The organism is Kitasatospora sp. NPDC058046 (assembly GCF_042885595.1).
In the GTDB taxonomy this organism is placed as follows: Bacteria; Actinomycetota; Actinomycetes; order Streptomycetales; family Streptomycetaceae; genus Kitasatospora.
Window position 1 is genome coordinate 61611 of record NZ_JBHVRS010000029.1, and the last position, 14164, is coordinate 75774.

Annotated in this window: 12 protein-coding genes; 6 read left to right on the forward strand and 6 right to left on the reverse strand. The window is 72.7% G+C overall.

What is annotated here, in order from left to right; genetic code table 11:
- Positions 1-899: 899 nt before the first annotated feature.
- Together ACFVU7_RS39030 and ACFVU7_RS39035 are read right to left on the reverse strand one after the other, a co-directional pair.
- Positions 900-1832 (reverse strand): hypothetical protein, encoded by a 933-nt coding sequence (locus ACFVU7_RS39030; RefSeq protein WP_388050772.1) that lies wholly within the window; start codon positions 1830-1832, stop codon positions 900-902.
- Complete coding sequence (locus tag ACFVU7_RS39035; protein WP_388050775.1) at positions 1829-3361, reverse strand: AAA family ATPase; 1533 nt, start codon at positions 3359-3361, stop codon at positions 1829-1831. Before ACFVU7_RS39035 ends, ACFVU7_RS39030 begins: the two co-directional genes overlap by 4 nt.
- A 1781-nt stretch (positions 3362-5142) precedes the next feature.
- Here ACFVU7_RS39035 and ACFVU7_RS39040 point away from each other — a divergent pair.
- From ACFVU7_RS39040 to ACFVU7_RS39050, 3 genes are all read left to right on the forward strand, one after another.
- Complete coding sequence (locus tag ACFVU7_RS39040) at positions 5143-5340, forward strand: hypothetical protein (protein WP_388050778.1); 198 nt, start codon at positions 5143-5145, stop codon at positions 5338-5340.
- A 195-nt stretch (positions 5341-5535) separates the two neighbouring features.
- Entirely contained in the window at positions 5536-5958 is a 423-nt protein-coding gene (locus ACFVU7_RS39045; protein ID WP_388050781.1) for a hypothetical protein, read from the forward strand.
- Between the two features lie 195 nt (positions 5959-6153).
- Positions 6154-6957 (forward strand): SAM-dependent methyltransferase, encoded by an 804-nt coding sequence (locus tag ACFVU7_RS39050; protein ID WP_388050784.1) that lies wholly within the window; start codon positions 6154-6156, stop codon positions 6955-6957.
- Positions 6958-6972: 15 nt separating this feature from the next.
- On the opposite strand, the gene ACFVU7_RS39055 is transcribed toward ACFVU7_RS39050, so the two are convergent.
- Positions 6973-8070: a helix-turn-helix domain-containing protein gene (locus ACFVU7_RS39055; protein ID WP_388050787.1), complete on the reverse strand. Its 1098-nt coding sequence runs from the start codon at positions 8068-8070 to the stop codon at positions 6973-6975.
- A gap of 140 nt (positions 8071-8210) precedes the next feature.
- Positions 8211-8447 (reverse strand): DUF397 domain-containing protein, encoded by a 237-nt coding sequence (locus tag ACFVU7_RS39060; RefSeq protein ID WP_388050790.1) that lies wholly within the window; start codon positions 8445-8447, stop codon positions 8211-8213.
- Between the two features lie 1097 nt (positions 8448-9544).
- On the opposite strand from ACFVU7_RS39060, the gene ACFVU7_RS39065 reads away from it, so the two are divergent.
- Positions 9545-10123 carry a hypothetical protein gene (locus ACFVU7_RS39065; protein WP_388050793.1) on the forward strand — a complete coding sequence of 193 codons (579 nt, stop codon included), beginning with the start codon at positions 9545-9547 and terminating at the stop codon, positions 10121-10123.
- Positions 10120-10458, forward strand: a complete 339-nt coding sequence (locus tag ACFVU7_RS39070) for a hypothetical protein (protein ID WP_388050796.1) — start codon at positions 10120-10122, stop codon at positions 10456-10458. The genes ACFVU7_RS39065 and ACFVU7_RS39070 overlap by 4 nt, the downstream gene beginning before the upstream one ends.
- 303 nt (positions 10459-10761) lie before the next feature.
- Here ACFVU7_RS39070 and ACFVU7_RS39075 read toward each other — a convergent pair whose 3' ends face one another.
- Together ACFVU7_RS39075 and ACFVU7_RS39080 are read right to left on the reverse strand one after the other, a co-directional pair.
- Positions 10762-11433 carry a response regulator gene (locus tag ACFVU7_RS39075; protein ID WP_388050798.1) on the reverse strand — a complete coding sequence of 224 codons (672 nt, stop codon included), beginning with the start codon at positions 11431-11433 and terminating at the stop codon, positions 10762-10764.
- Positions 11430-12620, reverse strand: coding sequence for a sensor histidine kinase (locus ACFVU7_RS39080; RefSeq protein ID WP_388050801.1), 1191 nt, complete (start codon positions 12618-12620; stop codon positions 11430-11432). Before ACFVU7_RS39080 ends, ACFVU7_RS39075 begins: the two co-directional genes overlap by 4 nt.
- A 264-nt stretch (positions 12621-12884) precedes the next feature.
- On the opposite strand from ACFVU7_RS39080, the gene ACFVU7_RS39085 reads away from it, so the two are divergent.
- Positions 12885-14129 carry an alpha/beta hydrolase family protein gene (locus ACFVU7_RS39085; protein ID WP_388050804.1) on the forward strand — a complete coding sequence of 415 codons (1245 nt, stop codon included), beginning with the start codon at positions 12885-12887 and terminating at the stop codon, positions 14127-14129.
- Positions 14130-14164 lie beyond the last annotated feature (35 nt).

Consider the following 14164-nt stretch of genomic DNA (forward strand, 5'->3'; position numbering starts at 1 on the left):
TCACCGTCGTCGCCCTGGAGCGGACCCCGAGGACGCCACGCGCTGGTCACGGGCGTCGATGGCCGCCGAGACCGGGTTGTCGAAGTCCACGGTCGGCCGCGTCTGGCAGGCTTTCGGCCTCAAGCCGGTCGACACCTTCAAATTGTCGAAGGACCCGCGGTTCATCGACAAGGCCCGCGTCCTGGTCCTGTGCGTCGACCAGAAGTCTCCGATCCAGGCACTCGACCGCTCAGCCCCGGTGCTGTCGATGACGCCGGGCATACCCGGACGCCGCACCCTCGACCAGCTGCGCAACGGCGTCACCACTCTGCTTCGCAGCCCTCGACGTCGCCAGCGGCGAGGCCATCGGTTCCCCTCCACCGCAGCCACCGCGCGGCCGGGTTCAAGGGAGTCCTTGCCAAGCTCGACAGGCAGGTGCCCGCCGATCTGGACGTGCACCTGCTCTGCGACAACTGTGAGGATCACGAGGTGCCGCAGGGGCCGGAGTCTGACCCATGCGACAACTGGCCGCAGCCGCCTTGGTGTAGGTCGGCTGACTTCCGGTCTCCTGTAGTGCTCTCCGGCATCGGCTCGGTGGACATGTCCCGATGGGGGCTTCGCAGCACAGGGCACCGTCACAGTCCGCCCACCGGATCGGTATCGGCCACCAGTCCCAGCCTGAGGGGGCTGTGACGGTCACGAGCATGCCCCAGCCGGTCCTGTCCGCGCAGCAGCTCTCCCTGGCGCAGGAGGTGATGCTCGGGTTCGGCACTCACAAAGCCGTCCACGTCGCCGCGGTGATCACCGCACTTGGTGTTTCGCGCGCCTCAGAGTTCCCGGCCACGGCCCTCGGATACCGCCGGCCGGTGGCCTGGGCGAGGCCTTCCGGTCCAGAGCGGGATCGAGGGGCGCCTCTCAGGTCACCCGGCGGCAGCGATCCATTTCTCGATGGCGGCGAACAGCGGCTGGCTTTCCAGTTGTGCGCGGTCGAGGTGCGCCATGAGGAAGGACTCCATCACCGCAGGCGCCTGGAACGCCCTCCTCGCCTCGTGGTTGAACACGTTCTTGCACTCGGCCTTTAGATACTGGACCAACAGTTCGCTGATGTCGTGCCCGTTGATGAAGTGCCGGGCGTCCCCACGAACCTGGGGAACCAGTTCCTGGTAGCGCTTCATCAAGGCTGTCTTCACAGTCGGGCCCCGGTCGGCTCTGGGGACCCTGTCGAGTGCAAGCCGCAGGACCTCCTCGACCGCTGCGTCGATGTCGTGCCGCCCCGTGTACATTCTCTCCGCGGCCTTGCCCGGGACGCCGGCCCCTGTTCCCGATTCACGCAGGCATGCGCGGACAAGGAAGAGCGCTATCAGCACGGGCCGGATCGCGCCGATCAGACCCTGCGCGGTCACCCTCTCCGGAGCGCCGAGCCCCATCGTCAGGAGTTTGCCGATCGTGGCGTCGTTGAAGGCGTAGGCCTCAAGCGAGGAGTAGTCGGTGCGCAGGAGATAGCCGTTCTCGGCGTCGGTGTCCAACCCGAGGCTGAGGAAGTCGGCATCGATGACCAAGCGCAGCGACCTGTCGTGCACTCCCAGCCGGGTGGCGCGCTGCGACAGGTGGAGGACCCTGCTGCGTTCCCCGGTCAGCAGTCCGTGCTCGAGAAGGTCGGCGTCCGGGAGGTGGACCCGGTCGGATACGGCGTAGACCCGGACCAGGCCCTCGGGGCGCGTGGCGGAGGTGTACCAGCGGAAGGTCTGCTCGTCGCTTCGCCCTTCGACGATGATGTCCCTGATCTCCGGTTCCAGCTCGTACAGGGTTGCCAGTTCTTCGGGAGTGCGCAGTTCTCCCGGGTCGGGCCTCATCGGTCGTCTCTCCCGGCGGTTGTCGTGGTGCCGTGTTCTTGGTGCGGCTTGGGGACCATCCGGGAGAGCGAGGCGCGGTGTCCGGTGATGACCTCGACGGAGTGCGTGGCGACGACGAACTGCACCGAGCTTCCGGCCGTGCAGGCCAGAAGGGCGTCCATGAGCTGGCGCTGCCATTTCGCGTTGAGGCTCAGTTCCGGCTCGTCGATCAGGAAGACCCGGGTGTTCTCGCGGGCGAGGACGGTGTTGAGCATGAGGAGGAGGATCTGCCTCTCGCCCGACGAGAGTTGCTCGGGGAAGAGAGCGGCGTCGCGCCGGCTGGGCCTCAGGCGGGGGTCCCGCAGCCCGGGGACCTGTTGCACGGACCGGACACGGATGCCGTGGGCCCTGTCGTAGACGACCTCCTTGCCGCTGCTGTGGAAGAACTGGTTCATCTCCCCGGTGAAGGTGCGGACCAGCTCAAGGGTGGGTGCGAGGGCCTCGAGGCGGGCCTTCTGGGTCTCGATGAACGGGGTCAGGACATCCTCGACGACGCTGATCTTCGTGACCGGGACGGCTTCGATGGCTTGCACGAACATCTGGGCATCGAATTGGGGCAGCATGCCGTACCTGCTGTATTCGCGTGTCCTGGAGGCGAGTTCCTCGACGCTGCCCATCAGTGCGGCGCGTGTCGTCTCGTCCGCCTTGGCGAGGTCGGTGAGGGCTGTCCTTCTCAGGATCTCGAGGTAGGCGTTGTTGGAGCTTCTGGATCCCTTGTAGCTTCCGGCCAGGGCCTGGCTCTGGAACATCGCGTTCACGCGGTCGATGGCTGTGACCAGCTCGGCGGCGACGCCGCCGGATTCACCGCCGGGCGATTCGGGGGCCATCAGGGCCGGATCGTCCTGCGGCCACCCCCTGTCGTGCGGGCCCGTGATCTGGTCGCCGTAGATCTTGCGGTCGTCCGCGAGCATGTACGGCGCGGCGTTGAGTTTCTCGAGGTAGGCGACGAACAGGTCGGCCTCGCCGGTCAGCGTGTGCGGAGGCACTGCCCGGCGGCGCCGGCGGCCCGCCTCCCGGGGGATGAACGGCTCTTCGAACAGCGGGTCGAGAATGTTCAGCTGCGCCTGATCCGTCGGATGGAACGGGCCGCTGCCCGCCCTGACCCTGAAGGTGTTGCCGGTCCGGGACGTCGGGTACGGCTGTTCCAGCTTTTTCCTCCCCCCTGACCAGACCTGGGCGACGAAGTCTCCGTACAGGGAGTCGGTCTTCACGATGCGGATGGTGTCGCCGGTTGCCAGGCGGACGGTGAAGGACCTGAAGGGGATACTGGCGATGCTGCTGCGGTGGCCGCTGGAACCGGAGGGCGACAGCGTGTGCCACAGAAGCCTGAGCACGGTCGTCTTGCCACTGCCGTTGTTGCCGTAGAGCAGGGTCAGCCGGTTGCCACTCGGCTCGTCCCCGTCGGCCGAAGCGAAGGGGATCTCATAGCTGTACAGGCCGAAGAGGAGTTCGACCTCGACGGCCGTGATGAGAGCTGGATGGGGATGCACCGCTGTCCTTTCTGGGTGCCGGGTGGCGGCGGTCCGGCCGAAGCTATCGCAGCACTGGGGTTGCCCGAACCGACGTCACCATGCCGTGACCGGCGACGATGCGATACCTGCGGGTCAGGAACGTGGATCGACGGCCTCGAGTACCCGGATCAGACGGTGGACGGCCTCGGGGCGCTCGGCTTCCCGTTCCGGGCGGTCGGCGCCGAAATGCATCACGTCGTCGCACGCGCGTGCTCACGCTCGCCCTCGCACTGCGCATCGACCGTCCACACCCGCAAGACGCCGCCCCCGCTGTTCGGATTCCCCCTGGCCGATTCCGTCCCAGGACCAACGGGGCCAGCGTAGGACAGTAACGCTCTGTACACGCACTGGGGGTCCTGCCGGCCCCCCGACGCCGGGGACTTTCCCGCGCCCGGTCCGTGGCCGCAGACCGAGACGGCCGCCACCACGCTCCCCAAGCCCTGCCGGCCACGACCGATCGAGGACAGCCCCTCGCGTGCACGCCTCTGCCCGCGAATGCATGACCCCGCCCCGGGCCGGCTTCCGTGCCCGGCCGTCCCCTTATCCGAGACGCGAGACGGTCCGCTTGGCGGGCGGCGAACCCCTTGGGCAGATCAGGACCGACAATCGAATACCGGTGACGGGGTGATGCGCGGCCGGTTCCGGTGTCCAGTCGCTCACTCATCAGACGTGCGGAGGCGCGAAGACCGCAGGTGGACTCGCAATCTCTTCGGGACCCGCGAAACCCCGCGGCGCACCCGCGGGCACCGCGCCGACCCGCATCAGCACCGGCGACGACGAGACCACCACCGGCGCCCGGAGCCTCTACGTCCCCTGCCCCGCCCCGCCCCGCTCCCGCCACCGGCCCCGCGCCGGCCGGGACCGTCACCGCCCGCCGACGGGCCGCCCGGGCACACGCTGCGGCGGCCAGCCCGACGAGGGCTGCCACCGGCCACCCCGGCGTCGTTCAGGGCAGGTCGTCAGCGAGCACCGATGTCCGGATGCCGGAGGCGGCCCCCGCAGCGGACGGTGGAAGCCACCGAGCGCCCGCTTTCGACGGCCTCGTCGACCACGCCGAGGTGTGCGCCCCCTGCGACCGGACCGAGATCCCCGAGGGAGACGAGTCCGCGTCGGCGCAACCCCTCCGCGCCCTCGGCCCCACCCGGCCAGACAGCCGGCAGGGCCGACGCGAAAGACGGACCACCGACGGCAGCGGCCCCCCGGTCGCTTCTCGACGAGGGCGACCGACCGCGCGTGGGCCGCTGTGAACCGCGAGGCGCCGGCTGCGTTCGGTGCCTCTTCCCACGAGAAAGGGTCCCGGCGGGACACCGCGGCGGAGGGCTCCAGGAACCCGGCCCCGGCCTGCCGCGGTCATGTCCATCGGACGGGGCCCGGTCGGCCCGGTGGGCGCGTTTCGAACGCGCCGTCCCGTGCCGATGCATGCGTTCGAACGGCCTGAACGGCGACGGAGACACCGGACTGTCCACGGAGGTGCGCAGTGCGTGGAGTTGTCCCGGTTGTCCCGGAAGGAAATGAAACGTTCCGTGGGCAGTTTTTGCAGCACCCGCCACAGGGGCTTCGCCGTCCCTGGCGGGCAGTAGCGTTTGTCGTGGCTTCCGTGACCTTGGGAGCCGCCCTGGCCGGCGGACGTGACCCACCGGCCAGAGCCCGTTCATCGATCAGACCCTAGGTTGACTGTGACCAAGCCCGACCGACTCCCGGCGGTGCGCGCGCACGCGCGCCCCGCGGTGGTGAACGCTATCAGTCCCGTTCTCGCGCCCGTGGGCTCGAAGCCCGCGCGCGAACGGGTCACCGAGGTGCGCGGGGCGCACCTTCCGGCGGACGCGCTGCTCTACGCGCTGGCCCTGTGCTGGGCTCTTTTCGCGCTGGACGGCTTCGAACGGTACGTCGTGGCGCTGCTGCTGTGCGCGGGTGCGCGCAGCACCGGCTTCACCTGGTGGCGGCTGACGCTGCGTTGACGCCGTGGTGCGGGCCCGGCGAGAGCCGGCCCCGCACGCGAGCGCGCCCTTTGGTCCGGCCCCGCGCGCCGGACACGGACAGGTACACCCAGGGACTTCGAGAATATGCCAGAGGCATCACATGCCGGGCCCGGCGCGGCGCCGGGCCCGACCTCTCACGACCCCCCTCCCCCCGACGCCGGCTTCCGGGAGTTCGTGACGCTCGTGCACCGCCACTACCTGGCCTACGCCACGGCCAGGCTCACGGACGGCGCGAGCGGCGCGGCAGCGGTCGACCACGCGCTGGAGCGCGCCCGCGCCCGCTGGACGGCCCTGCTGGCCGGCCCGTCCGCGGCCGGTGACGCCTGGCACCTGCTGCGCGACGCGGTCACCGCCCACCGGCCCGTCGACGGCGGCCGGCACGCGGCAAGGAAGCCGGTCGACACGCTGCACCGGCACCTGCCGGAACCGCTGGCCGACGCCGCGCTCCTTCACCACCGGCTCGGCCTGTCCGCGGCCGACGCCGCCCACCTCATGGGCACCGACGCCGCCGTCGTCCAGGCCGGGCTGCGCAGCGCCGACCGGCTGCTGGCCGACGTCGGGCTTCCGGCGGAGGGGGCGGTGCCCGGGACCGGATGACAGCGCCGCCACCCCCACCGCGCCATGTTGTGCGCGGTGGGGGTGGCGGCGCGCATGCCATGGCAGCGCCACGCCGCGCGCCACCCCTTGGGGTGACGCACAGTCAGAAGTCGTGGCGCTCTTAGGCATGCGATCTTTACAATGAACCCGCAACAGCCGTGCGGCCCGCGATGGTTGCCAGGAGCGAGGGGCGTTGTGGGGAACTCCGAACGTGGGATCGATGTCACCGTGCCCAGCTCGGCGCGGATCTATGACGCCCTGCTGGGCGGCACCCGCCACTTCGACGCCGACCGTGTCGCCGCCGAGCACCTGCGGGCCCGCATGCCGGACGCCGACGGCCTCGCACTGGCCAACCGCTCGTTCCTCCAGCGCGTGACGCGAACGCTCGCCGTGGAACACGGGATCCGCCAGTTCCTCGACCTCGGCTCGGGGCTGCCGACGGCGGACAACGTCCACCAGATCGTCCAACGGGTCGACCCGCGCTCACGGGTCGTCTACGTCGACAACGATCCGATCGTGATCACGTACGGCCGCGAATCGCTGGACGAGAACGACCGGACCGCGGTGCTGAACGCGGACCTCGCGGACACCGAGGGGATCTTCGAGCACGCGGCGGCCAAGGACTTGATCGACCCGGACCAGCCGACCGGTGTGCTGCTCGTGGCGGCCCTGGAGTGCCTGCCGGACGCCGCCCGCCCCAGGGCGGTGGTGCAACGCGTCACCCAGCGCCTGGCGCCGGGCAGCTTCGTGGCCGTCAGCCACCTGGTCAGCGAGGACCCCCGGGCACGGGACGACGTCACGAGGATCATGAACGATCAGACCGGAGGCCTGTGGGGCCGGGTGCGCGAGCGCTGGGAGGTCGACGCCTTCGTCGAGGGCCTGGCCGTCGAGGAGCCCGGCCTGGTGGACGTCGCCGACTGGCACCCGCAGTCCGCTCTCCAGAAGGCCCTGCGCTCCGACGTGTGGCAGCAGTACGGAGGGCTGGCCCGCGTCGCGTGACCGCGGGCCGGCCCGCTACCGGCCCTCGAACCGGTTGAGGGCCCTCGCGATGATGTCCATGCTCCGACGCCGGTGGGCCGCGCCCTGGGCGATCTCCAGCAGCAGCTGCAGGTGCTTCTCCATGTCCGCGCTGGCGTTGCGGCCCTTGCGGGCGCCCTTCGTGCGCTCGCTCGGCTCGCCGGCCTCCGCGGGATGGTACCTACCCGAGTCGTAGCCCTCGATGTAGACGAGCTCCGACGCGCCGCCGGGACGGAACTTCAGATGGGTGAGGCCGCTGACGGGCGTCGCGATGGTCCTCTCGATGGGCACGATGCGCAGCTTCACCTGAGGCATGTCCGCTATGTGCAGCAGGTGGCGCATCTGGGCCGCCATCACGGCACGGGTCCCGATCGGCAACTTGAGGGCCAGTTCGTTGATCAGCAGGACCGTCAGGCCCGGAGGTGCGGCGAAGAGCCTGCGCTGGCGTTCCATCCTCGCCTCCACGCCTCGGTCCACGAGGTCCTTGTCGACGGCCAGGTGGTGGCGGGCGATGATGCCGCGAGCGTAGTCCGCCGTCTGCAGGAGTCCCGGCACGATCATGGCCTGGTAGGACCGCAGTTCCACGGCGGCCGTCTCCAGCCCCAGGCAGTTGCGGAAGTAGCGCGGGATCACGCCGGCGTACTCGGGGGCGTCGAACCAGTCGGGCTGCTGCGCCCGGTCGGCCAGCTCCGTCAGCTCCCGCCGTTGCCTCCCGTCGGCGCCGTAGACCTCGGCGAGGGCGGTGACGACCTCGACGGGGGCGGGGGCCTTCGCGCTCTCGATCCGCGACAGGGTCGAGTAGGACAGGGATATCCCGGGCAGGGCGGTCACGGCGTGCGCCGCCGCGCGGTCGAGCGAGAGGCCGCGCCACTCGCGCATCCTGCGCAGGCGCTCCCCGAGGATCACCCTGTCCGCCGCCGGGTTCCCGTGGACCGGGGGCCCGGCGCAGCGGTTCAGCGGGAGGATCTCGGCGAGGCGCCCGGTGCGGGCGCCCTCGGCCGCCGCGGACCGGGGCGGATCGCCTCCCGCGGCCTCGCCGGTGCCGTCGACGGGCTTATCGGAAGGCGGTTCGGAGTTTTCTGGAACGAGTGGCACGCGGACTCCGCACGGGATTCGTATGGCCTTGACGCCAATGGCCTTACATACTCCCATACGCCGGGCCCGCGTGCCGTCGAGGAATAAACCTCGGTCAGATTAAGAATCTAATCTGACATTTCTTGCCCCTGCCTCTCCCCTCAGGCGACCAAGTGGTCGAACTCGTCCTCCCTGACACCGGCGAAGAACGCCCTGAGCTCGCTGCGGGTGACGATGAGAACGGCCCCTTCGGGGTCGCGGGAGTTGCGGATGGCCGTCTCCCCCGTGGCCAGGCTGGCCAGCTCGATGCAATCGCCGTTCCCGTAGCTCGCCCGGGCCTTGGTCCAGGCAACGCCCTTGATCAGTCCGGCCGGCATTCCGTTGGTGAAGTCCTGCATGTGCCCTCCCTTTCCGACGTACACGATGGGTGGCCCCGCTGCGGGTGCGCACGCGGCATGGCCGCGGCGCACCTCGGGCCGCTCCGGGTACTGCAATTGCAGCACCCCGGGCGCCATGAATGCTAGCCATTTATTTTCGAACACCGCACCGCCCGATCGGGGGATTTATTTGAAGTAAATCCTTTTAGTTATTGGATTAGTTTCCGGGGGTGTCTGTCGCCGTACGGGCCGGCAGCGGACTCCCGGCCGGGCCGGGCGGCCGTCGGCTGTTGCGACCGCCGGCATGACGTGGTTCGCGAGGAGACCCGCGGCTGCCGGCGGGGCCGCTGCGCCGGCCGCGCCGGCGTGCTCGCACCGGGACGGGCAGGGAACTCGTCCACGCCTGCGGAGCGGCAGGTGGCCCTGGCCGGACGGGTGAGGGCCGACCCGGCCGGTCCCGCGGCCGTCGTCACGGCCGGGTGCGGGGCGGCCCGCGCGCCGGTGGGTCCCGTTCCCGCCGAGCCGCCGCGGGCGGTGCCGGCCTTGCCGCCCGGTATCGCCCGGGAGGAAGTCGGTGTCAGCGCCGCCGCGATCGCCCACCCGCTACCGGCCCGCGGCTGCGGACGCCGCCCGACGGCGGATGCTCCCGGCCGCCAGGCCCGTCCCCGCCCCGGACGTGGCCGGCCCGGTCAAGGTGCCGGGCAAGGACAGCGTCGACGCCGTACGCGGGCATGCGCCAGATGTCCCCGGAGGCGGCCTCGGCCTCGGAGCGGGCTCGCCGGCCGGACGAGCGGGCAGGGCGGGGTCAACGGTGCGGCGGTCGCTGTTACGAAACCGGTCTCACACTTTGTCCGGGTGGGTAAATCGCTATGAATAGGGTCAAAACGAGACCGCCTCGCCTTCCGCCAGACGGCACTTCAAGTCCCTGACAGCGCTGTGACCAGGGCAGTTGACGCCCCGCCACAAGAATGTGATCATGGAGTTGATCAGGCACAGCCATGCCCATCTTCATTCTTGCGAAGCCCTTGGCCTCCCTTCACGGAGGTTGAGGGCTTTTTTCGTTTCCCTCGCCCCCGGCCGGACGGCCGGGGGTTTCTTGCATCCGGAGAGGAGTCCCGATGAAGCGCCACGGCCGGCACCGTGACCCCACAGCCGAGCGCGCCCGCACCGGCGGCGTCACCAAGGCGGTGCGCTGGCTTCACCGGGAAGGCTTGACCGTCATGTTCGCGATCCACGTCTACGGGTTGTCCCGGAAGCAGGTGACCACGTACTTCGGCATCCCCCCGGAGCGGGTCTCGGAGTTCGAGCACTCGACGCTCTCCTTCATGCGGAACCACTCCTGGACCACCTCGCGCGACGAACTCCTGGACGGCCCCGTGCCCCGCTCGGCCGACCTGCGCGCGTTACTCCGAGAGCTCGGCTTCGATGACATCGAGGCCTGGACGTGCGAGCACTGCCGCCTGGCCGTCCTTCCTGTACGCGCACCAGGGGCGCTGCCCAACGGCGGACGCCCTCGCCGCTACTGCAGCAACGCGTGCAGGCAAGCCGCCTACCGCGCAAGGCGCGCAGCCAGAACGTCGGATCCGACCGATGGCGGCCGACCGGCCGCGAGAACCGCCACTCCGCACGACGCGGCTTTCATCAGCCCCTTGCCCTGCCCTCCCTCCCACACCCGGTCGACAAGGAGCCCGTCGTGACCGTCCTGCTCGCCGGCACGCTTGGCGATATCGAGGCCTTCGTCGAGCTGGCGAAGGGCGGCGCGGTGCCGCTGACCGCCTGGATCGTCTCGACGAAGCTCCTGCCGCAACTGCCTTCCCTGAGCCAGGAGGCCAGGGCCTGGCAGAAGGAACGGGCCGAGAGGCAGCTCCTGCGCCAGGCCCGCGCCGCCGCGGAACAGGCCAGTGAGCCGCAGCAGAGGTTCACCAACCACCTCCGCCTGGCCGACCGGGTCCTTGGCCCACCCCATGCGGTCGTGCCCACGGCCGCCCAGGCCCCGGAAACAGCCGGCAGTGCGGTTGAAGAGCCACCATGACGCACCTGCCCGGCCCGGGGTCGTGCGACGCGGACCGGGCACTGCCCGGCCGGACGCCGAAGGAGCCGCCCGGCCCCAGGCCACGGCAGGCAGGCGGACGGCGGTCAAGGACGGCGGCGGCAGGCCGACGGCGGCCCAGCCGGCAGGTGCGGCAGGCAAGGAGGCCCGGTGCTCGGCGCTCTGGAGCGCGAGCTGTCCGTCTCGGCCGCCACGATGGACGCCACCGTGGCCGCCGGCCGGGCCAACCGCCCCGGGCCCGTGGTCCAGCGCTCGGCGCCCCGAAGCGGGAACCCCGGCCCGCGCCTACCTCGGCCCGACCAGTCCGCACTCGTACGCGAGGATCACCGCCTGCACCCGGTCCCGCAGGCCCAGCTTGGCCATGACCCGGCCGAGGTGCTTCTTCACCGTGGGCTCCGCGAGGCCGAGGGCGGCGGCGAGTTCCGTGTTGGTCAGGCCGCGGGCGGCCCCCAGCAGGACCTCCCGCTCGCGCGCGGTCAGCACGCGCAGCCGCTCAGCGTCTCCCCCGCCGCCGCTGTCCCCGGCGGCGGGGAGCCGGTGGGCGAAGCGGTCCAGCAGCAGCCGGGTCACCCGAGGGGAGACCACGGCGTCCCCCCGGGCCACGTCGCGGATCGCCCCCAGCAGCTCCTCCGGCCGGCTGTTCTTCAGCAGGAAGCCGGCGGCCCCGGCGCGCAGCGCCTCGACGGCGTACGCCTCCAGGTCGAAGGTCGTGAGCACCAGCACCCGCGTCCCGGGCACCTCGCGCAGCAGCCGCCGGGTCGCCCCGATGCCGTCGGTGCCCGGCATCCGCACGTCCATCAGCACCACGTCCGGCCGCAGCCGCCGCGCCAGCTCCACCGCCGACGCCCCGTCGGCCGCCTCCCCGACCGGCTCCATGTCCGGCTCGGCGCGCAGGATCATGCCGAACGCCAGCCGCAGCAGCTCCTCGTCGTCCACCAGCAGCACCCGGACGCTCACGGCGCGCCCCCGGGATCCAGCCGTACGAAGACCCGCCAGCCGCCGCCCGGCCGCGGGCCCGCCTCCAGCACCCCGCCGAAGGCCGCGGCGCGCTCCCGCATCCCCGTCAGACCCCGCCCGGACCCGGCGGATCCCGGCCGCCCGGTCCCTGCGGCCCGCCCGTCGTCGGTCACCTCGACCGTGACCGCCCCCGGCGCGCAGGACACCCGCACCTCGGCGCGCGACCCCTGCGGCGCGTGGCGCAGCGCGTTGGTCAGCGACTCCTGGACGAGCCGGTGCACCGTCAGCTGCGCCGCGGCCGGCACCCGGGCGGCCTCGCCGTCCACCCGCAGCCGGGTCACGAGGCCCGCCGCCTCCATCTGCTCGCACAACGCCCTGAGCTGCCCGATCCCCGGCGGCGACCGCCGGTCGTCCCCGGGCCCCGTGTGGGGGCCGGCGTCGGGACCGGCGTCCTGGAGCAGGCCCAGCGCCCGCCGCATGTCGGTCAGCGCCTGCCGCCCGGTCTGCGCGATCCGGGCCGTCACGGCGCAGGCGTCGGCCGGCCTCGCGTGCCCGAGCGCGTCCGCCAGCGCCACCACCACTGACAGGCCGTGCGTCACGCTGTCGTGCAACTCCCGCGCGATCCGGGCGCGTTCCTCCTCCACCGCCCGGCGCTCCCGCTCGTCGCGGTCCAGTTCCAGCCGCGCCAGCCGCTCCGCCCGCGCGGCCCGCCGGATCCGGGCGTTCGCCCCGAGCAGCGCGCTCGCGGCGACCGCCGCCGTCATCGCGGCGGCCGAGGCGGGGAACCGGCCCTCGGGCGCCCAGCGCGCCGCCGCCAGCACCGCCCCGGCCACCGCCACCAGAGCCGCCGCCCACGCCGACCGGTACGGCGCCCGCGCGGTCACCGTCCCGAGGGCGACCAGCAACGCCGCGTCGGCGGGCAGCTGAACACCCAGCAGCCACTGCGCGAGCGCCGCGGCGGCGATCGCCCCGAACGCGGCCCGGGGCGCCCGCCGCCGCCACACCAACGGCAGCACCAGGGCGGTCTGCAGCGCGAAGCCCGTACCGTCCGCCACCCGCCCCGGCCCGAGTGTCACCAGGAACAGGGCCGCCGCGAGCGCGGCGTCCGCCACCAGGGGCGGCACCCGCCCCGGCAGCCGGGCGAGGGCTCCCGGCGGGCCCGTCCGTACCGCGCCGGTCTCGGTCATCGTGTCCGTCCTCGCGTCCGCGTCGTCCGGCGTCCTCGCCGGAGCCCCACGGTAGGGCCCTCGCGCCCGCGAAGGCGTCCGCCCGCCGGCGGACACCGGGGTAGACCCCGGGACACCGGGGGCTCCTCCGCGCGGAGGAGCGAACGCGCGCCGGGGCGACCCGCGCCCACCGGCGGGATCGTCCCCCGGCAGGGCGCCCCGCACCCCCCGGTGGCGGAACCCTGGTGACGACCCCGCAGCCGCGCCGCCCGAGGAGTACGCGCCATGCCCCCGACCATGCCCCCGACCCGCCGCGCCCTGCTCGGCACGCTCGGCGTCGCCGCGCTCGCCACCGTGGCCGCCGCCCCGGCCGGGGGACACGGCCCCGCCGCCCCCGTCCCGCTGTGCCTGCCCGCGCCCACCGGGCCCTGGCCCGTCGGCACCGTCGCGCTGCACCTGGTCGACGACAGCCGCCCCGACCCCCTCCTCCCCGCCAAGCCCTACCGGGAGCTCATGGCCGGCCTCTGGTACCCGGCGGAACCCGGCGCCGGGCACCCGACGGCCCCCTGGCTGCCCCCGGCCGCGGCGGCCGACTGGGACGCGCACTCCGCACCGGCCCTCGGTGTCCCCGCCGGCGCCGCCGACTGGCGGGGGCTCAGGACCCACGCCCGCACCGGGGCGCCCGTCGCCCGCCGCGCCGGCCGGCTGCCCGTGGTGCTCTTCTCCCCCGGCGACGGCGGCTCGCGCGCCCTCGGCACCACCCTGGTCGAGGAGTTGGCGAGCCGCGGCCACCTCGTCGTCGCCCTCGACTCCACGTACGAGGCCGAACAGGTCGAGTTCCCCGGCGGCCGTGTCGAACGCGCCCTCCCGCTCCCCGACGACCTCACCCCGGAGGTCGTCGCCGCCCTCCTCGCCGGGCACTCCCGGGCCCGCCTCGCCGACGCCCGTTTCGTCCTCGGCGCACTCGACCGCCTCGCCCGCGGGGACCGCCCCGACACCGGCACCGACACCGGCACCGACCCGCTCCCGGACGGGCTCGCCGAAGCCGCCGACCCGGCCAGGACCGGCGTGCTCGGGCAGTCCCTCGGCGGCTCCGTCGCCGCCCGGCTCGCCCACGACGAGCCCCGCGTCCGCGCGGCCGCCGACCTCGACGGCGCCCTCCTCGGCCCCGTCGCCGACAGCGGCCTCGCCAAGCCCTTCCTGCTGATGGCCTCCGGCACGAAGACCCTGCGCACCGAACCGAGCTGGGCCTCGTGCTGGGCGGCGTCCACCGGCCCCCGGCATGCCCTGCGGCTGCGCAACGCCGCCCACGGCTCGTACACCGACCTCCAGGTCCTCCTGCCCCAGCTCGTCCACCGCCTCCCGGTCCCCGACGCGGCCGGACTCATCGGCACCGTCGACCCCCGGCGCTCCCTGGCCGCCCAGCGCACCGCCGTCGCCGCCTTCTTCGCGCGGTACCTGACGGGGCGGCCCACCGGCTTCCTCGACCGGCCCGGCAACAACTGGCCGGAGCTGGAGGTGCTGCGCTGAACCGGCCCGCCCGGCACCCCTTGTGGCGCCGGGCG